At 71.9% G+C, this 18,960-nt stretch carries 12 protein-coding genes and 1 tRNA gene; 9 read left to right on the top strand and 4 right to left on the bottom strand.

Annotated elements, in window-relative coordinates; genetic code table 11:
• The first annotated feature begins 80 nt into the window (after positions 1-80).
• From gltB to pyk, 3 genes are all read left to right on the top strand, one after another.
• Positions 81-4,649 (top strand): glutamate synthase large subunit, encoded by a 4,569-nt coding sequence (gltB, locus tag ACIQLL_RS09290; protein ID WP_402465873.1) that lies wholly within the window; start codon positions 81-83, stop codon positions 4,647-4,649.
• The gene (locus tag ACIQLL_RS09285) at positions 4,642-6,108 is read left to right on the top strand and encodes a glutamate synthase subunit beta (RefSeq protein WP_402465870.1); all 1,467 of its coding nucleotides are present in this window, start codon (positions 4,642-4,644) and stop codon (positions 6,106-6,108) included. The genes gltB and ACIQLL_RS09285 overlap by 8 nt, the downstream gene beginning before the upstream one ends.
• A gap of 77 nt (positions 6,109-6,185) precedes the next feature.
• A complete protein-coding gene (gene pyk, locus ACIQLL_RS09280; RefSeq protein WP_402465867.1) occupies positions 6,186-7,625 on the top strand; it encodes a pyruvate kinase in 1,440 nt (479 codons plus the stop codon).
• Positions 7,626-7,692: 67 nt separating this feature from the next.
• Here the strand turns inward: pyk and ACIQLL_RS09275 are convergent.
• Positions 7,693-7,766, bottom strand: a tRNA-Leu gene (locus tag ACIQLL_RS09275).
• 177 nt (positions 7,767-7,943) lie between these two features.
• Here ACIQLL_RS09275 and ACIQLL_RS09270 point away from each other — a divergent pair.
• A complete protein-coding gene (locus ACIQLL_RS09270) occupies positions 7,944-8,561 on the top strand; it encodes an ANTAR domain-containing response regulator (protein ID WP_402466287.1) in 618 nt (205 codons plus the stop codon).
• Positions 8,562-8,668: 107 nt separating this feature from the next.
• Positions 8,669-9,364, top strand: coding sequence for a GNAT family N-acetyltransferase (locus tag ACIQLL_RS09265; RefSeq protein WP_402465864.1), 696 nt, complete (start codon positions 8,669-8,671; stop codon positions 9,362-9,364).
• Between the two features lie 4 nt (positions 9,365-9,368).
• On the opposite strand, the gene ACIQLL_RS09260 is transcribed toward ACIQLL_RS09265, so the two are convergent.
• On the bottom strand, positions 9,369-9,794 hold the full coding sequence (locus ACIQLL_RS09260) for a PaaI family thioesterase (protein ID WP_402465861.1): 426 nt from the start codon (positions 9,792-9,794) through the stop codon (positions 9,369-9,371).
• On the opposite strand from ACIQLL_RS09260, the gene polA reads away from it, so the two are divergent.
• Positions 9,793-12,522 (top strand): DNA polymerase I, encoded by a 2,730-nt coding sequence (polA, locus tag ACIQLL_RS09255; protein ID WP_402465858.1) that lies wholly within the window; start codon positions 9,793-9,795, stop codon positions 12,520-12,522. The two genes, ACIQLL_RS09260 and polA, sit on opposite strands and share 2 nt — an antisense overlap.
• A gap of 26 nt (positions 12,523-12,548) precedes the next feature.
• Here polA and ACIQLL_RS09250 read toward each other — a convergent pair whose 3' ends face one another.
• Positions 12,549-13,340 (bottom strand): class I SAM-dependent methyltransferase, encoded by a 792-nt coding sequence (locus ACIQLL_RS09250; RefSeq protein WP_402465855.1) that lies wholly within the window; start codon positions 13,338-13,340, stop codon positions 12,549-12,551.
• 88 nt (positions 13,341-13,428) lie between these two features.
• Between ACIQLL_RS09250 and ACIQLL_RS09245 the strand changes: the two genes are divergently transcribed.
• A complete protein-coding gene (locus ACIQLL_RS09245) occupies positions 13,429-14,454 on the top strand; it encodes a 6-phosphofructokinase (RefSeq protein ID WP_402466285.1) in 1,026 nt (341 codons plus the stop codon).
• A 218-nt stretch (positions 14,455-14,672) separates the two neighbouring features.
• Positions 14,673-16,157: a 30S ribosomal protein S1 gene (rpsA, locus tag ACIQLL_RS09240; RefSeq protein ID WP_402465853.1), complete on the top strand. Its 1,485-nt coding sequence runs from the start codon at positions 14,673-14,675 to the stop codon at positions 16,155-16,157.
• Positions 16,158-16,311: 154 nt separating this feature from the next.
• Here the strand turns inward: rpsA and ACIQLL_RS09235 are convergent, their stop codons facing one another.
• A complete protein-coding gene (locus ACIQLL_RS09235; RefSeq protein WP_402465850.1) occupies positions 16,312-18,225 on the bottom strand; it encodes an ABC transporter ATP-binding protein in 1,914 nt (637 codons plus the stop codon).
• 35 nt (positions 18,226-18,260) lie between these two features.
• Here ACIQLL_RS09235 and coaE point away from each other — a divergent pair, with 35 nt between their 5' ends.
• The gene (coaE, locus tag ACIQLL_RS09230; RefSeq protein ID WP_402465847.1) at positions 18,261-18,896 is read left to right on the top strand and encodes a dephospho-CoA kinase; all 636 of its coding nucleotides are present in this window, start codon (positions 18,261-18,263) and stop codon (positions 18,894-18,896) included.
• Positions 18,897-18,960: the final 64 nt, after the last annotated feature.

Below are 18,960 nucleotides of genomic sequence, written 5' to 3'. Positions count from 1 at the left end.
ACCAGTCCCGACGGGCCGACGACGTCCCGAACCACCTTGCAAGCAACGTGCCCGCGTGCGGGCGCAGGAGGACGGTGTTGATGACCACGCCGCAGCACTGGGTCGCGCCCCCTGGAGCGCAGGGCCTCTACGACCCTTCGGCCGAGCACGACGCGTGCGGTGTCGCGTTCGTGGCGACGCTGCGCGGGACCCCCGGGCGCGACATCGTCGATGCCGGACTCACCGCGCTGCTGAACCTCGACCACCGCGGCGCGGTGGGTGCCGAGGAGCACAGCGGCGACGGCGCGGGGATCCTCACGCAGATCCCCGACGCGTTCGTCCGCGACGTGATCGCCACCGAGCTCCCGCCCGCCGGGCACTACGCGATCGGCATGGCGTTCCTGCCCCAGGACGCCGCCGAGGCCGACGCCGCGGCGCGCCGGTTCGACGCCATCGCGGCCGAGGAGAAGCTCGACGTGCTGGCATGGCGCGACGTCCCGGTGACGGCCGACCTCGTCGGTCCGACCGCACGTGCCTCCATGCCGACGTTCCGTCAGGTCGTCGTCGCCGACCCGGCCGGCGAGCTGTCCGGTCTCGCGCTGGACCGGCGGGCCTACCGGGTCCGCAAGCGTGCCGAGAACGAGCTGGGACTGTTCCTGGCGTCGCTGTCGGCGCGCACCGTGACCTACAAGGGCATGCTGACGACGGCGCAGCTCGAGCCGTTCTTCCCCGACCTGTCCGACCCGCGGTACGCCTCGGAGATCGCGCTCGTCCACTCCCGGTTCTCGACCAACACCTTCCCGTCGTGGCCGCTGGCCCAGCCGTTCCGCCTCATCGCGCACAACGGTGAGATCAACACGGTGCGCGGCAACCGGAACTGGATGTCCGCCCGCGAGGGCAGCCTCGCCAGCGAGGCGATCGGGGACCTGTCCTCCCTGCTGCCGGTGTGCAGCGAGGGGTCCAGCGACTCGGCCAGCTTCGACGAGGTGCTCGAGCTCCTGCACCTGTCCGGGCGCTCCCTGCCGCACGCGGTGCTGATGATGATCCCGGAGGCGTGGGAGAACCACGCCGAGATGGACCCGGCGCGCCGGGCGTTCTACCAGTACCACGCCAACCTCATCGAGCCGTGGGACGGCCCGGCCTGCCTCACCTTCACCGACGGCACGCTGATCGGCGCGGTCCTGGACCGCAACGGTCTGCGGCCCGGCCGGTTCTGGGTCACCGAGGACGGCCTGGTCGTCCTCGGTTCCGAGGCGGGCGTGCTCGACCTCGACCCGTCGACCGTGGTGCGCAAGGGGCGTCTCGAGCCCGGCCGCATGTTCCTCGTCGACACGGCCCAGGGCCGGATCGTGGAGGACGACGAGGTCAAGTCCCAGCTCGCCACCCAGCGTCCCTACGCGGAGTGGATCGAGCAGAACTCGATCAGCCTGGAGTCGTTGCCCGAGCGCGAGCACGTCGCGCACTCGCCGGCATCGGTCCAGCGGCGTCAGCGGGCCTTCGGCTACACGTCCGAGGAGCTGAAGATCATCCTGTCGCCCATGGCGAACAACGCCATGGAGCCGTTGGGTGCGATGGGGTCCGACACGCCGGTCGCGGTGCTGTCCAAGCGTCCGCGCCTGCTGTTCGACTACTTCACGCAGATGTTCGCGCAGGTCACGAACCCGCCGTTGGACGCGATCCGCGAGGAGCTCGTCACCTCCATCGGTGGGGCGATCGGCCCGGAGCCGAACCTGCTGGACGACACCCCGCAGCACGCCCGCAAGCTGATCCTGCCGTTCCCCGTCCTCGACAACGACGACCTGGCCAAGATCGTGCGGATCGACCGGGACGAGCGTCTGGAGGGCGAGTTCCGTGCCGCCATCGTGCGCGGCCTGTACGACGTCTCGGGCGGCGGCAGGGCGCTGCAGGACCGGCTCGAGGCGATCTTCGCCGAGATCGACGCGCAGATCGAGGCGGGCGTGACGCACATCGTGCTCTCGGACCGCGACTCGGACGCCGAGCGTGCGCCGATCCCGTCGCTGCTGCTGACCAGCGCCGTCCACCACCACCTGCTGCGTCGCCAGACCCGCACGCGGATCTCCCTGGTGGTCGAGGCCGGCGACGTGCGCGAGGTCCACCACGTCGCGCTGCTGATCGGCTACGGCGCGGCCGCGGTCAACCCCTACCTGGCGATGGAGACCGTCGAGGACCTCGCCCGGCGCGGCTACCTCGAGGTCCAGCCGGACGTGGCCGTGAAGAACCTCATCACGTCGCTCGGCAAGGGCGTGCTGAAGGTCATGTCCAAGATGGGCATCTCGACGATCATGTCGTACCGGGGCGCGCAGGTCTTCGAGGCCGTCGGCCTGTCCCACGAGCTCGTGGACGACTTCTTCACCGGCACCACGAGCCGGCTGGGCGGCATCGGCCTCGACGTCATCGCCGCCGAGACCGCGGCACGGCACGCCGAGGCGTACCCGGCCTCCGGCAACCACGCGCCGCACGAGCGGCTGACGACGGGCGGCGAGTACCAGTGGCGCCGGGACGGCGAGGAGCACCTCTTCGACCCGGAGACGGTCTTCCGCCTGCAGCACGCCACGCGGTCCGGCCGGATGGACATCTTCCGCCAGTACACGCGCCGGGTCGACGAACAGTCCGAGCGGCTCATGACGCTGCGCGGCCTGCTGCGGTTCGAGCCGGAGCGCGAACCCGTGCCGATCGACGAGGTCGAGCCGGTCAGCGAGATCGTCAAGCGGTTCAACACGGGCGCGATGTCCTACGGGGCCATCAGCCAGGAGATGCACGAGACGCTCGCCGTGGCGATGAACGAGCTCGGTGGCAGGTCCAACTCCGGTGAGGGCGGCGAGGACCCGGAGCGGCTCTACGACCCCTCGCGGCGTTCGCGCGTCAAGCAGATCGCCTCGGGCCGGTTCGGCGTGACCAGCGAGTACCTGACGCAGGCCGACGACATCCAGCTCAAGCTCGCCCAGGGTGCCAAGCCCGGCGAGGGCGGTCAGCTGCCCGGCCCCAAGGTCTACCCGTGGGTCGCCCGGACGCGTCACTCGACGCCGGGGGTCGGCCTGATCTCGCCGCCGCCGCACCACGACATCTACTCGATCGAGGACCTGGCGCAGCTGATCCACGACGCCAAGAACGCCAACCCGGCCGCCCGCGTCCACGTCAAGCTCGTCTCCGAGTTCGGCGTCGGCACGGTCGCCACGGGCGTGTCCAAGGCGCACGCCGACGTGGTGCTCATCTCGGGGCACGACGGCGGCACGGGCGCGAGCCCGCTGACCTCGCTCAAGCACGCGGGCACGCCGTGGGAGATCGGCCTCGCCGAGACCCAGCAGACGCTGGTGCTGAACAACCTGCGCGACCGCATCACGGTCCAGGTCGACGGGCAGATGAAGACGGGTCGCGACGTCGTCGTGGCTGCCCTGCTGGGCGCCGAGGAGTTCGGCTTCGCGACCGCGCCGATGGTGGTCTCGGGCTGCATCATGATGCGGGTGTGCCACCTGGACACCTGCCCGGTGGGCGTCGCCACCCAGAACCCGGAGCTGCGGCGCCGGTTCACGGGCAAGCCGGAGTTCGTGATCAACTTCTTCGAGTACATCGCCACCGAGGTGCGCGAGCACCTCGCGTCCCTCGGGTTCCGGTCGATCGACGAGGCCGTGGGTCAGGTCCAGGCGCTCGACACCCGCAAGGCGGTCGACCACTGGAAGGCGCAGGGTCTCGACCTCGGGCCGGTGCTGGAGCAGGTGCCCGCCGTGGAGGGCTCCGCCCTGCACCGCACCCAGGACCAGGACCACGGGCTGGACAAGGCGCTCGACCAGCAGCTCATCGCCCAGGCCGGCCCCGCGCTGCAGGACGCTCTCCCGGTGCGCATCGAGGTCCCGGTCCGCAACGTCAACCGCACCGTCGGCACGATGCTCGGCCACGAGGTGACCAAGCGGTACCACGGCGAGGGTCTGCCCGACGACACGATCGACGTGACCCTGACGGGCTCGGCCGGGCAGTCGTTCGGCGCCTTCGTCCCGCGGGGTATCACGCTGCGGCTCTTCGGCGACGCGAACGACTACGTCGGCAAGGGCCTCTCGGGCGGCCGGATCGTCGTGCGTCCCGACAAGGCCGCCGTGCTGGAGGGCGCCGCGAACGTGATCGCAGGCAACGTCATCGGTTATGGCGCGACGACGGGGCAGATCCTGCTGCGCGGTCGCGTGGGCGAACGCTTCGGCGTCCGCAACTCCGGTGCGACGCTCGTCGTGGAGGGCGTGGGCGACCACGGCTGCGAGTACATGACCGGCGGCGAGGTGCTCGTGCTCGGTCCGACGGGCCGGAACTTCGGCGCCGGCATGTCGGGCGGCGTCGCCTACGTCCTGGACCTGCGGCCCGCCGCCATGAACGGCGCGGCCGTGGCCAAGGGGGAGCTCGTCGTCGACGCGCTGCCCGACGAGGACTGGGACCGGGTGCGCTCCCTGCTGGAGCAGCACCTGGCCGAGACCGGGTCGCCGGTGGCCGCCGAGCTGCTGGACGACCCGGGCACCCGGGCGAGGTTCTCCCGCGTCGTCCCGCCCGCCTGGGCGAAGGTGCGCGAGGCGCTCGCCGAGGCCGACTCCGCCGGCACGCCCCTGGGTGAGGGCGACGACTTCGATCCGACGCTGTGGGAGCGCATCATGGAGGTGGCTCGTGGCTGATCCCCGTGGATTCCTCAAGGTGCGGGAGCGAGAGCTGCCGCCGAGCCGACCCGTGGAGGTGCGGCTGCGCGACTGGCGCGACACGCACGCCGTCCGCCAGGACGGCCAGCCGTTCCTCACGGAGCAGGCCGGCCGCTGCATGGACTGCGGCATCCCGTTCTGCCACCAGGGCTGCCCGCTCGGGAACCTCATCCCGGAGTGGAACGACCTGGTGCGCCAGGGGCAGTGGGCGGACGCGATCGAGCGTCTGCACGCGACGAACAACTTCCCGGAGTTCACCGGGCGCGTGTGCCCTGCCCCGTGCGAGACCAGCTGTGTGCTGGGCATCAACCAGCCCGCGGTGACGATCAAGAACATCGAGGTCTCGATCATCGACGAGGCCTTCGAGCGCGGTCTGGTGACCCCGCAGGTGCCGCAGCGGCTGACGGGCTCGACCGTCGCCGTCGTGGGCTCCGGGCCGGCGGGGCTCGCCGTCGCCCAGCAGCTCACGCGCGCCGGGCACACGGTGGTGGTCTACGAGCGGGACGACGCGATCGGCGGCCTGCTGCGGTACGGCATCCCTGACTTCAAGCTGGAGAAGTACCACATCGACCGTCGCATGGCGCAGATGGAGGCCGAGGGCACCCGCTTCCGGGCGGGGGTCGAGATCGGCGTGGACATCACCTGGGACGCGCTGCGCCGTCGGTTCGACGCCGTCGTCGTCTGCACGGGTGCCACGGTGCCCCGCGACCTGCCGCTGCCCGGCCGGGAGCTGGACGGCGTGCACTACGCGATGGACTTCCTGACGCCGTCGAACAAGGCCGTCGGCGGCAACCCGGTCGAGGGTGCGCCGGACGCCGCGGGCAAGCACGTCGTCGTCATCGGTGGCGGCGACACGGGCTCGGACTGCGTGGGCACGTCGTTGCGTCAGGGAGCAGCCAGCGTCACCACGCTCGCGATCGGCAAGAAGCCGCCGGTCGAGCGTCCGGACCACCAGCCGTGGCCGACCGACCCGATCCTGTTCGAGGTGTCGAGCTCGCACGAGGAGGGTGGGGAGCGTAGCTTCCTGGCCTCGACCGTGGAGTTCGTCGGCGACGACGCGGGCCGGGTGCGGACCCTGAAGGTGGCCGAGACGGAGTACCTGCCCGACGGGCGACGTGCCCCGAAGGCCGGTACCGAGCGGGAGATCCCGGCCGACCTGGTGCTCATCGCCATGGGCTTCACCGGCCCCGAGACCGACGGCCTGACCACGCAGACCGGTGCCGAGACGACGAGCCGGGGTCTGGTCCGGCGCGGCGACGACTACGCGACGACGCTGCCCGGCGTCTTCGTGGCGGGCGACGCCGGGCGTGGCCAGTCGCTGATCGTCTGGGCGATCGCCGAGGGCCGCGCCGCGGCCGCGGCCGTGGACGCATTCCTCCAGGGCAGCACCGAGCTCCCCTCTCCGGTGGGCCCGCGCACGTTCGCCCTGCGAGGATGAGAACGATCCCGGGCGCCGTCGGGCGCCCGGGCCCGGCCCCGGTCGCACCGGGGCCGTACGACGACGAGGCTGGAGACATGCGCAGAGCGAAGATCGTGTGCACCATCGGACCCGCGACGGCGTCCCCGGAGAAGCTCCGGGAGCTGGTCGACGCAGGTATGGACGTGGCTCGGATCAACCGGAGCCACGGAGAGCAGTCGGAGCACGAGACCGTCTACCACGGGGTGCGCGCGGCGGCGAAGGACGCGGGACGCAACGTCGCCGTGCTGGTCGACCTGCAGGGCCCGAAGATCCGTCTGGGCCGGTTCGACGGCGACGAGAAGCACTTCCTGAACGAGGGTGACACCTTCACCATCACCACCGAGGACGTCGTCGGGACGCGCGAGCTCGTCTCGACCACGCACCACGGGCTTCCGCAGGACGCCCGGGTGGGCGACCCGATCCTCATCGACGACGGCAAGGTGCGCGTGCGCGTGACCGCCGTCGAGGGTCCCCGCGTGGTGACCACGGTCGAGGTCCCGGGCCCGGTGTCCAACAACAAGGGGCTCAACCTGCCGGGCGTGGCCGTGTCGGTCCCGGCCCTGAGCGACAAGGACACCGACGACCTGCGCTGGGCGCTGCGCCTGGGCGCGGACCTCATCGCGCTGTCGTTCGTGCGCAACGCCGCCGACTACGACGACGTCCGCCAGATCATGGAGGAGGAGGGCCGGGTCGTCCCGGTCATCGCCAAGATCGAGAAGCCGCAGGCGGTCGACAACCTCGAGGAGGTCGTGGACGCGTTCGACGGCTTCATGGTGGCTCGTGGCGACCTGGCCGTGGAGATGCCGCTGGAGCAGGTCCCGCTGGTCCAGAAGCGGATCGTCGAGATGGCCCGCCGGAACGCCAAGCCGGTCATCGTCGCCACCCAGGTCCTGGAGTCGATGACCACGAGCCCGCGTCCGACGCGTGCCGAGGCCTCCGACTGCGCCAACGCGATCCTCGACGGCGCCGACGCGGTGATGCTCTCCGGCGAGACGTCGGTGGGTGACTACCCGATCATCACCGTCCAGACCATGGCCTCGATCATCGAGTCGACCGAGGAGATGGGCCGCGAGCGCATCGCCCCCCTCGGCTCGACCCCGCACACCCGCGGTGGGGTCATCACCCGCGCGGCGGCGGAGATCGGCAACGCCCTCGGGGTCAAGTACCTCGTCACGTTCACGCAGTCGGGCGACTCGGCCAAGCGGATGTCCCGTCTGCGTTCCGGTATCCCGTTGCTGGCCTTCACCCCGGTGGAGTCGGTGCGCAACGTGCTGGCGCTGACCTGGGGCACGACGACCTACCAGGTGCCGCAGGTCGAGTCGGTGGACGCGATGGTCGGCCAGGTCGACCAGACGCTCCAGGCCAACGGCGTCGCCGAGGTGGGGGACCGCGTGGTCATCGTCTCGGGTGCGCCGGTGGGTGTCCCGGGCACGACGAACTCGATCCTCGTGCACAAGGTGGGCAGCCACCACGACGTCCACGCGATCGCCGAGTGACGGCGCACCGCTGAACGTGCGAAGGGCCCGGACCGCCGTCGTGGCGGGCCGGGCCCTTCGTCGTGCGTGCCCCGGGCGGGATTCGAACCCGCACTGGATCGGGTTTGAGCCGATTGCCTCTGCCGGTTGGGCTACCGGGGCGGGCGCGCGGCCTCATCGAACCACACCCGACGGGCCTGCGCCCAACCGGTCCGGACGACGGCGGGGGTGCGGACGGTCACATCCGTGCGGCCGGGGAAATGTGCGCGACCTGGGGCTGTGGGGACTACGATGTGAGGCGTGACCGACGAGAAGCTGCCCCTCGACCTGCCCCCGCTCATCGACGAGGACACCGAGACGAAGCCCGAGGCCCCCGTCTCGAAGCCCGCGCGGCGTGCCGTGGTCGCCGAGGACGAGGCCCTGATCCGGATGGACGTCGTCGAGACGCTCCGCGAGGCGGGATTCGACGTCGTGGGCGAGGCCGGCGACGGTGAGACGGCGGTGAACCTGGCCACGGAGCTCAAGCCCGACGTCGTCGTCATGGACGTCAAGATGCCCGAGCTCGACGGCATCTCGGCGGCGGAGCGCATCGGCAAGGCGCACGCCGCGCCGGTCGTGCTGCTCACGGCGTTCTCGCAGACCGAGCTCGTCGAGCGTGCCCGGGACGCCGGTGCCATGGCCTACGTCGTCAAGCCCTTCACGCCGGCGGACCTGCTGCCGGCGGTCGAGATCGCGATCTCCCGCTACCAGCAGATCGGCGCCCTGGAGTCCGAGGTCGCGGACCTGCAGGACCGGTTCGAGACGCGCAAGCGCGTGGACCGCGCCAAGGGCCTGCTCATGACGAAGATGGGCCTGAGCGAGCCGGAGTCCTTCCGGTGGATCCAGAAGACGTCCATGGACCGCCGGCTGACCATGCGTGAGGTCGCCGACGCGGTCATCGACCAGGTGGGTGCCTGAGACACGTTGTGCGACTCCCTGGTGGCCGCTATGGTCGCCAGGGAGTCGTGATCTTTTCGTGACCTGTCACGCCGGGTCACGTCGAGCGCCGTCGAGGGGAGCTGTCGATGCGTGCAGTGGTCGAGGTGCGGACCGCCACCGCGGACGACCTGCGCGAGGTCGCTGACCTGGCCGTCGGGCTGGGTCCGGACGCGGGAAACGTGGCGACCGCCGACCCGGCACGGCTCTGCGAGCACCTGAGTGTGCTGCTGGCGTCCGGCGGCGAGGTCCTCGTCGCCCGGGAGGACGGCTCCGTGGTGGGCTTCCTGCTCGAACGGGTGATCGGCCCCCACCTCTTCGCCGCGACCCCGAGCCTGTCCGTGGACGCGATCGGTGTGGCCCCCACGTCCCGGCGTCGCGGCGTGGGTCGGGCCCTGCTGGGTGCCGCGCTCGCGACGGCGGTACGCGCCGGGGCCGAGAACATCTACTGCGCACCGGCGCTCGGCGACCGGGAGATGCACCGCTTCCTGGCGCGACTCGGGTTCGCCCCGGCCGCCGGCCATCGTGTCGTCGCGGTCGCCGCGCTGGAACGGCGGTTGGCGCAGGAGCCCGCCGCCACGGGGTCGACGGTGATCCGACGTCGGGACGGCGCCCGACGCCGGCGGGAGGCCACCCGCGCGGCGATCGAGGATCTCGTGGCCCGCCGTCGTCGTGCCCGGGAGGCAGGACTGCCGACCGGCCCGGTGGACCTGCGAGCCTTCCAGGCGCAGCAGGCCGCGACAGGTCTCGACGAGCGTCGTACGCCGACCTCGAGCGCCTCCTGAGGGTTCAGCGCGCCTCGAGCACCATGCAGGTGAGGCGAGCCGTCGCCACACGACGGCCGACGTCGTCGACCACCACGATCTCGTAGGACACGGTCGAACGCCCCTGGTGCACGGCCGTCGCGGTGCCGTGCACGGTGCCTTCGCGCACCCCGCGATGATGGGTGATGCTGAGCTCGATGCCGACCGCGGCCCGGTCGGGGCCCGCGTGCACCTGTGCCGCCACCGAACCGAGCGTCTCGGCCAGCGCCGCCGTGGCGCCGCCGTGCAGCAGGCCGGCGGGCTGGGTGTTGCCGGCCACGGGCATGCTGCCGGTGGCGCGATCGGGGCCCACCTCTCCCAGCGCGATGCCGGTGCGCTCCAGGAGCGTGCCCACGGCGGCCGCCTGCCACTCGTCGGGGGTCCGGGGATGGGGCGGTCTCGTGTCGGTCATGGACTGTAGGTTGGCACTCGTGACGACCTCAGCGCGAACCGGGACCGGACAGCACGAGCGAGCGCGGCTCCTCCTCATCGACGGTCACTCGATGGCCTACCGGGCGTTCTACGCCCTGCCCGACACCCTGGCCACGACCAGCGGCCAGGTCACGAACGCCGTCTACGGGTTCTTCTCGATGCTGACGAACCTGCTGCGCGACGAGCAGCCGACGCATCTCGCCGTGGCGTTCGACGCCGGTCGGGTCACGTTCCGCACCGAGCGGTACGAGCAGTACAAGGCGACCCGCGACGCCACCCCCGACGTGTTCCGCTCGCAGGTGCCGCTGATCCACGAGGTCCTCGAGGCGCTGAGGGTCCCGGCCCTGCAGCGCGAGGGCATCGAGGCCGACGACATCCTCGCGACGCTCGCCCGCGAGGGCCGGGAGGCCGGGATGGAGGTCCTGGTGTGCTCGGGCGACCGGGACGCGCTGCAGCTGGTCGACGACGACGTCACCGTGCTGTACCCGAAGAAGGGCGTCTCGGAGCTCGCCCGGATGACGCCCGCGGCGGTGGAGGAGAAGTACAAGGTCACCCCGCAGCGCTATCCCGACCTCGCGGCGCTGGTGGGCGAGACCAGCGACAACCTGCCGGGCGTGCCGGGCGTGGGGCCCGGGGTCGCCGCCAAGTGGATCGCGCAGTTCGGGGGTCTGGAGGAGATCCTGGAACGCCAGGACGAGGTCACGGGCAAGCGCGGAGAGGCGCTGCGCGAGCACGCGGGGCAGGTCCGCCTCAACCGCGAGCTCAACGCCCTGCTCACCGACGTCGCCCTGCCGCTCGGGGTCGACGAGCTGGCCCTGGCGGGGTTCGACCGCGAAGCGGTCCACCGCGTCTCCGACACGCTGCAGTTCGGCGCGCTCCGTGACCGGCTGCTGGCGGTGGATCCCGCGGGGGAGAGCTCCGAGGAGACCCCGGCGAGGGGTGTCGAGGTCCAGGTGCACGAGGGATCGATCGCGGATTGGCTGGCCGAGCGGTCCGGACGCCGGCTGGGGCTCGAGGTGGTGGGCACCGCCCGTCCGGGATCCGGTGACGCCTGGCAGGTGGCCGTGGCCACCGGCAGCGCGGACGGTCCGGCGAGCGCCGTCGTCGTCGACCTGGCGGACGTGTCGGCGGACGACGAGGCGGCGCTGACGGCCTGGCTGGCCGACTCCGGAGCGGCGAAGGCCGTGCACGGGGCGAAGGCGGCGTGGCACATGCTCAGGGCCCGTGGCCTCGAGCTGGCCGGGGTCGCGTTCGACACCGAGCTCGCCGCGTACCTGTGCTACCCGGACCAGCGCGGCTACGACCTGGCCGACCTGGTGCTGCGCCACCTCGGCCGGGACCTGTCCGCCGCGCCGGACGATGCCCAGGGCGCGCTCGACCTCGAGCTGGGTTCCGCCGCGCCCGGCTCCGAGGCGGCCGCCCGGGCGGTGGCGGTCCGCGACCTCGCCGACACCCTCGACGGCGGTCTCGACGACCGCGGTGCCCGGAGCCTGCTGGACGACGTCGAGATGCCGCTGTCGGCCGTCCTGGGCCGGATGGAGGCCGCCGGGATCGCCGCCGACACGGAGTTCCTCGAGGGGCTGGAGCGGTCGTTCGCCGAGGCGGTGGCCGCCTCGGCCGCGGAGGCCTACGACGTCATCGGACGGGAGGTGAACCTGGGCAGCCCGAAGCAGCTCCAGGAGGTGCTCTTCGACCAGCTGGGGATGCCGAAGACGAAGAAGATCAAGACCGGCTGGACCACCGACGCCGCCTCGTTGCAGGACCTGTTCACCAAGACGGAGCACCCGTTCCTGGCCCACCTGCTGGCCCACCGCGACGCCGCGCGGCTGCGCACCACGGTCGAGGGTCTGCTGAAGTCCGTGCAGCCGGACGGCCGCATCCGCACCACGTTCCAGCAGACGATCGCCGCGACCGGCCGGCTGAGCTCCACCGACCCGAACCTGCAGAACATCCCGATCCGCACCCAGGAGGGCCGGCGCATCCGACGCGCCTTCCGCGTGGGCACGGGGTACGACGAGCTCGTGACGGCCGACTACAGCCAGATCGAGATGCGGATCATGGCCCACCTGTCGGGGGACGAGGGGCTCATCACGGCGTTCCGCTCGGGGGAGGACCTGCACCGGTACGTGGGGTCCCGGGTCTTCGACGTCGACCCCTCCGGCGTCACGCCCCAGATGCGGGCCAAGGTCAAGGCGATGAGCTACGGGCTGGCCTACGGCCTGAGCGCCTTCGGGCTGTCCCAGCAGCTCACGATCTCCACCGGGGAGGCCCAGGGCCTCATGGACGACTACTTCACCCGGTTCGGCGGGGTGCGGGACTACCTCACGGGCGTCGTGGCCGAGGCCCGCACCACCGGGTACACGGCGACGATCCTCGGCCGGCGCCGTTACCTGCCGGACCTGACGAGCGACAACCGGCAGCGTCGCCAGATGGCCGAGCGCATGGCGCTGAACGCGCCGATCCAGGGCAGCGCGGCCGACATCATCAAGCTCGCGATGCTCGGGGTGCAGCGCGAGCTGGACGAGCGCGGTCTGCGGTCGCGGCTCCTGCTGCAGGTGCACGACGAGCTGGTGGTGGAGGTGGTCGCCGCCGAGCGCGCCGAGGTGGAGGAGGTGCTGCGGAGCCAGATGGGCTCCGCGGTCGACCTCGACGTGCCGCTCGACGTCTCCGTCGGCTCGGGCCAGACCTGGCACGACGCGGCGCACTGACGGGCCGGGCCGGCCAGGGACGGACGTCAGTCCTTCGTCGTCACGAATACGGCGGTCCCGGGCAGGAGCGCCCCGCGTTCCGGCCCCCACCCGCCCCACGTCCGGTCGTTCCAGGCGGGCCACTCCGGCTCGACGACGTCGCGCAGCCGCAGACCGGCCGCGGTCAGGTCGCGCACGTGGTCGCCCAGCGTGCGGTGGTGCTCGGCGTAGACCACCCGGCCGCCCTCGTCGGCCTCGACGTAGGGTCTGCGGTCGAAGTAGGAGCGTTCCGCCGTCAGGCCACGCCGTGTCGGGTCGTCGGGGAAGGCCCAGCGCAGCGGGTGCGTGACCGAGAAGACCCACCGGCCGCCGTCGCGCAGCACGCGTGCGGCCTCCGCGTGGACGCGGTGGGGGTCCGGGACGAACGAGATCGCGCCGAAGGAGGTGAAGGCCACGTCGAAGGAGGCGTCGGCGAACGGCAGTCGACGGGCGTCGGCCTCGACCAGCGGGACCGTCGTCCCGGTGCGGGCGTCGATCCGCCGGGCCGCGTCGAGCATCGCGGGGGCGACGTCGCTGGCGACGACCCGGGCGCCCCGCCCGACGAGCCATCGCGAGCAGTGGGCCGCGCCGGCGCCGACCTCCAGGACCCGCGCGCCCTCGACGTCGCCGAGGAGCCCGGCCTCCGCCTCGGTGAGCCCTTCCGGCCCCCAGCGGAATCCGGCGTCGCCGAGGAACGCCCCGTGGTCCTCGAGGTACTCCTCGGCGTTCACGTCCCACCACCGGCGTGCGGGATCGTCGTCGCGGGACAGGTCGCGGTAGCCGAACCAGGTCGCGTTCACGTCCACATCGTGTCACCGGACACCTGGGCGACACATGTCCTCGGTAGCCTCGGCGTGCCCGCCCGTGACCGACCCCTCAGGAGACGCCGTGCGTGTAGGACTGCTGACCGGAGGCGGGGACGTCCCCGGCCTCAACGCTGCGATCCGTGCCGTGGTGAAGCGTGGTGAGGGCGAGCACGGGCACACCGTCGTCGGGTTCCGGCACGGGTGGCGCGGGTTGGCCGACGGCGACGTCATGCCGCTGACCCGTCCGCACATCCGCAACGTGCTCGCGACGGGAGGCACCCTGCTCGGGACGGCGCGCTACCACCCTCATGCCGACGACGGCGGCATCGACGCGGTGCTGGCCACCCTGGAGGAGGAGCGGATCGAGGCACTGATCTGCGTGGGCGGCGACGGTACCCTGCACGCCGCCAGCAAGGTGGCCGAGGCCGGCGTGCGGATCGTCGCCGTGCCCAAGACGATCGACAACGACGTCTGGGGGACCGACCGGTCGATCGGCTTCGACACGGCGGTGACGATCGCGACGGAGGCGGTCGACCGCATCCACACCACGGCGGAGAGCCACAACCGGGTCATGATCGTCGAGGTCATGGGCCGGCACGCCGGATGGATCGCGGCGTGCTCGGGGATCGCGGGGGGCGCGGAGCTGGTCCTCGCGCCGGAGGAGCCGTTCGACATCGACCGGGTGGTGCGCTTCCTGCGGCACCGGCACCGGGCGCACGCCAGCTTCTCGATCATCGTCGTGGCCGAGGGGGCCGTGCCGGCGGAGGGTTCGTCGATGACCTACCAGACACAGCTCGGGCCGTTCGGCGAGATCGTCGCCGGTGCGATCGGCGAGCGCCTCGGCGCCGAGATCGCCGAGCGGACCGGGTTCGACACGCGGGTCACGGTGCTCGGCCACGTCCAGCGAGGCGGCACCCCGACACCGTCCGACCGGATCCTGGGCTCCCGCTTCGGCGTGGCCGCCGTGGACGCCGTCTCGGCAGGGGCCTCGGGGGTGATGACCGCGCTGCGCGGCGACGAGGTCGTCCTGGTGCCGCTCGCCGAGATCGCCGGGAAGGTCAAGCAGGTGCCGTCCGACCTGTTGGAGGTGGCGGGTACGCTCGCGTGACAGGGATCTCGGCGGGGCGCTGTCGGTCGCGTTGACCCTGTGCGTCCTGCGTCGCTAAGATGGCTGCTGGTGCAGTGCGCCTGTGAGCGTGCGACCTCCGCCCCAGATCCAGGCGCCGTCGGCGTTTCCCGGTCTCCGGGACCCGGAGGCCGGCCGCGGGAAGCTGCGCCAAGACCCTGTCCGTCACTACGCCCTGTCCACATCGGAGCATCCACTCAATGACCATCTCCACCACGAAGTCCGCGCCCCAGGTTGCCGTCAACGACATCGGCACCGAGGAGGACTTCCTTGCCGCCGTCGACTCGACCATCAAGTACTTCAACGATGGTGACATCGTCGAAGGCACGATCGTCAAGGTCGACCGCGACGAGGTCCTCCTCGACATCGGTTACAAGACCGAGGGCGTGATCCCGTCGCGCGAGCTCTCCATCAAGCACGACGTGGACCCGGGCGAAGTCGTCACCGTCGGCGACGCCGTCGAGGCTCTCGTCCTCCAGAAGGAGGACAAGGAGGGTCGCCTCATCCTGTCCAAGAAGCGCGCCCAGTACGAGCGCGCCTGGGGCACGATCGAGAAGATCAAGGAGGACGACGGCGTCGTCACCGGCACCGTCATCGAGGTCGTCAAGGGCGGCCTCATCCTCGACATCGGCCTGCGTGGCTTCCTCCCCGCCTCCCTGGTGGAGATGCGCCGCGTCCGCGACCTCGCGCCCTACGTGGGCAAGGAGATCGAGGCCAAGATCATCGAGCTCGACAAGAACCGCAACAACGTGGTCCTGTCGCGCCGCGCCTGGCTCGAGCAGACGCAGTCCGAGGTCCGTTCCACCTTCCTGCAGACGCTGCAGAAGGGCCAGGTGCGCCCCGGTGTCGTGTCCTCGATCGTCAACTTCGGTGCGTTCGTCGACCTGGGCGGCGTGGACGGCCTCGTGCACGTCTCCGAGCTGTCCTGGAAGCACATCGACCACCCGTCCGAGGTCGTCGAGGTCGGCCAGGAGGTCACGGTCGAGGTGCTCGACGTCGACTTCGACCGCGAGCGCGTCTCCCTGTCGCTGAAGGCGACGCAGGAGGACCCGTGGCAGACCTTCGCCCGCACGCACGCCATCGGCCAGGTCGTGCCCGGCAAGGTCACCAAGCTGGTGCCGTTCGGTGCGTTCGTCCGCGTCGAGGACGGCATCGAGGGTCTGGTGCACATCTCCGAGCTGGCGGTCCGCCACGTCGAGCTGCCCGAGCAGGTCGTCCAGGTGGGTGCCGAGGTCTTCGTCAAGGTCATCGACATCGACCTCGAGCGTCGCCGCATCTCGCTGTCGCTCAAGCAGGCCAACGAGGGCATGGACCCGGAGTCCGAGGACTTCGACCCGGCCCTGTACGGCATGGCTGCCGACTACGACGAGAACGGCGAGTACAAGTACCCGGAGGGCTTCGACCCGGAGACCAACGAGTGGCTCGAGGGCTTCGAGACGCAGCGTGAGGCCTGGGAGGCGGAGTACGCCAAGGCGCACGCCCGCTGGGAGTCGCACCGCGAGCAGGTGCGTTCGGCCCTCTCGGCCGACGCCGAGGCCGCGGCCGGGGACGTCGTCTCCAGCTCCAGCTCGACCGCGAGCTCGTCCTACTCCTCGGCCGCTCCGGCCCCGGAGGAGGACAACGGCGGCACCCTCGCCTCGGACGAGGCGCTCGCCGCGCTCCGCGAGAAGCTGACCGGCAACTGATCGCTCCCGGGCGGCCGCTGCTGCGGCCGCCCGGTCCGGTCCACGGCCCGCCGTCCCTCCGGGGGCGGCGGGCCGTCGTCGTTCCCGTCGATCCGCGGGGCCGGTCGCGGACGGCGGGCAGGTTCCCGGCCGTGCCGGGAACCGCGGACGGGACCTAGCCGACGGTGCGGTCGGCGAACTGCGTGCGGTAGAGCTCGGCGTAGAGCCCGCCGGCGGCGAGCAGCTCGGCATGCGTCCCCTGCTGGACGACACGGCCGGCGTCCAGGACGACGATGTGGTCCGCGTGGCGCACGGTCGAGAGCCGATGGGCGATCACCAGGGACGTGCGTCCGCTCAGTGCGGTCTCGAGCGCCGCCTGCACGGCGACCTCGGACTCGGAGTCGAGGTGCGCCGTCGCCTCGTCGAGCACGACGACGTCCGGCGCCTTGAGCAGCAGGCGAGCGATGGCGAGCCGCTGGCGTTCGCCGCCGGAGAGCCGGTACCCGCGGTCACCCACGACGGTGTCCAGCCCGTCGGGCAGCGCGGCGACCAGGTCGGAGACCTGTGCCCGGCGCAGCGCCCGGTGGAGCTCCTCGTCGGTGGCCTCCGGCCGGGCATAACGCAGGTTGGCCGCGATCGTGTCGTGGAACAGGTGCGCCTCCTGCGACACGACACCGACGGTCTGACGGACGGCGGCAGCGGTTGCGTCCCGCAGGTCCGTGCCCGCGATGCGCACGGCACCCGACGTCGGGTCGTAGATGCGCGAGACGAGCTGCGACAACGTGGTCTTGCCGGCTCCGGAGGGCCCCACCAGGGCGACCATCGACCCGGCGGGAACGGTGAAGGTCACGTCGGTCAGCGTGTCCGAGGTCGGGTCCTTGCGTGCGGCGGCGACGGACTCCAACGACGCGAGCGAGACCTCGTCCGCCCGCGGGTACCGGAAGCCGACGTGGTCGAGCTCGACGTCCGCCCCGCGGGTCGCCACCGCGCGGCGCAGATCCTGGGGGTGCTCCGGCTCGGCGATCCCGGGACGCAGGTCGAGGACCTCCAGCACGCGTTCGAAGCTCACCAGCGCCGTCATGACGTCCACCTGCACGTTGGACATCGCCGTGAGCGGTCCGTAGAGGCGGCCTAGATAGGCCGTCAGGGCCACGACGGTACCGACGGTGATCTGGCCCGAGATCGCCTGCAGGCCGCCGAGGCCGTAGACCGTCGCGATGGCGACCGAGGCGAGCGTGGTCAGCCCCACCCGGAACCACGTCGAGTACAGGGCGCGGCGCACCCCGACGTCGCGGAGCGCACCGACCTGCTCGGCGTAGGCCGCGGACTCCCGGTCGGGGTCTCCGAACACCTTCGCGAGGTGGGCACCGGCGACGTTGAAGCGCTCGTTCATCGTCTGCCCGACGTCGGCGTCGAGCTCGAACCCGGTGCGGGCGAGGGCCGCGAGCCGGCGTCCGAACCAGCGGGCAGGGAGCACGAACGCGGGCACGAGCACCAGCGAGAGCAGCGTGAGCTGCCAGGACATGACGAACATCGCCGCCAGGGTGAAGACGATGGTGAGCCCGTTGGAGACGACGGTCTGCAGCGTCGAGGTGAAGGCCTGCTGGGCACCGAGGACGTCGCCGTTGAGGCGCTGCACCAGCGCGCCGGTGCGCGCGCGGGAGAAGAACGCGAGCGGCATGCGCTGCACGTGGTCGAACACGGCGGTGCGCAGGTCGACGATGAGGTTCTCGCCGACGACGGCGGAGACCCACCGCTCGGCCAGCGAGAGCGCGGCGACGGCCAGGGCGAGCAGCACGGCGAGCGCCGCCATGGTCAGCACGAGGGAGCGGTCGCCGGTGGCGATGCCGTCGTCGATGATCCGGCGGAAGACCAGGGGAGTGGCCGCCCCGGCTGCGGCGCTGAGCACCAGGAGCACCACGAAGACCGTCAGGTGCCCACGGTAGGGGCGGGCGAAGGCCAGGATGCGCCGCAGCGTGTCCCGACCGAGGCGTCGGTCACGGACGGAACGGTCCTGCAGGAACGACCGCATCGGTCCGCCCATGCCTCCGCCCAGGGGTCGGCCCCCGGCCGGCCGGTTCATGCTCATGGCGGGAAGCCTACGGTGCGGGCAGGATGGTCCCCATGTTCCGACTGGGTCTCACGGGCGGCATCGCCGCGGGCAAGTCCGTCGTCGCACGTCGTCTCGGCGAGCTGGGTGCCGTGGTCGTCGACCACGACGTCCTGGCACGGGAGGCGGTCGCGCCGGGGTCCGTCGGGCTGGAGGAGGTCGCCGAGGCCTTCGGACGCGGTGTGCTGGACGCCGACGGCGGCCTCGACCGGGCGGCCCTGGGCCGTGTCGTCTTCGACGACGACGCCGCACGCTCCCGGTTGGAGGGCATCATCCATCCTGAGGTGCGCCGGTTGGCGGCCGAGCGGGAAGCGGCCGCGGGGGCCGCGGACCCGGGAGTCGTCGTGGTCCACGACGTCCCCCTGCTCGTGGAGACCGGTCAGGACCGCGGTTTCCACCTGCTCGTGGTGGTGCACGCACCCGCGGAGCAGCGGAGCGCCCGGCTCGTGGCGTCCCGGTCGATGACGCCGCAGGACGCGCAGGCCCGGGTCGCCGCTCAGGCGGACGACGAGGTCCGCCTCGCCGCGGCCGACATCGTCCTGGACGGCACCGGCACCGAGGAGGAGCTGCGGGCGCAGGTCGACGCGTTGTGGGTGCGGGTCCGCCAGGAGGTCGCCGAGGAGTTGTCCGCCGACGAGCTCGCCGACTGACCGTCCTGCGCGCGGTCGGACCGGTCACGACCTCCGGCGTCGGGAGCCCACCACGCCCAGGGCG

Source organism: Isoptericola aurantiacus (assembly GCF_044769875.1).
Classification (GTDB): Bacteria; Actinomycetota; Actinomycetes; order Actinomycetales; family Cellulomonadaceae; genus Isoptericola; species Isoptericola aurantiacus.
This window is presented reverse-complemented; position numbering and strand designations above follow the sequence as displayed.

What these genes read in the sequence shown, in the direction of transcription:
- ACIQLL_RS09235 (WP_402465850.1), bottom strand. Translation starts at nt 18,225, where the DNA reads ATGAGCATGAACCGGCCGGCCGGGGGCCGACCCCTGGGCGGAGGCATG.
- coaE (WP_402465847.1), top strand. Translation starts at nt 18,261, where the DNA reads ATGTTCCGACTGGGTCTCACGGGCGGCATCGCCGCGGGCAAGTCCGTC.
- ACIQLL_RS09265 (WP_402465864.1), top strand. Translation starts at nt 8,669, where the DNA reads ATGCGTGCAGTGGTCGAGGTGCGGACCGCCACCGCGGACGACCTGCGC.
- gltB (WP_402465873.1), top strand. Translation starts at nt 81, where the DNA reads ATGACCACGCCGCAGCACTGGGTCGCGCCCCCTGGAGCGCAGGGCCTC.
- ACIQLL_RS09260 (WP_402465861.1), bottom strand. Translation starts at nt 9,794, where the DNA reads ATGACCGACACGAGACCGCCCCATCCCCGGACCCCCGACGAGTGGCAG.
- rpsA (WP_402465853.1), top strand. Translation starts at nt 14,673, where the DNA reads ATGACCATCTCCACCACGAAGTCCGCGCCCCAGGTTGCCGTCAACGAC.
- polA (WP_402465858.1), top strand. Translation starts at nt 9,793, where the DNA reads ATGGACTGTAGGTTGGCACTCGTGACGACCTCAGCGCGAACCGGGACC.
- pyk (WP_402465867.1), top strand. Translation starts at nt 6,186, where the DNA reads ATGCGCAGAGCGAAGATCGTGTGCACCATCGGACCCGCGACGGCGTCC.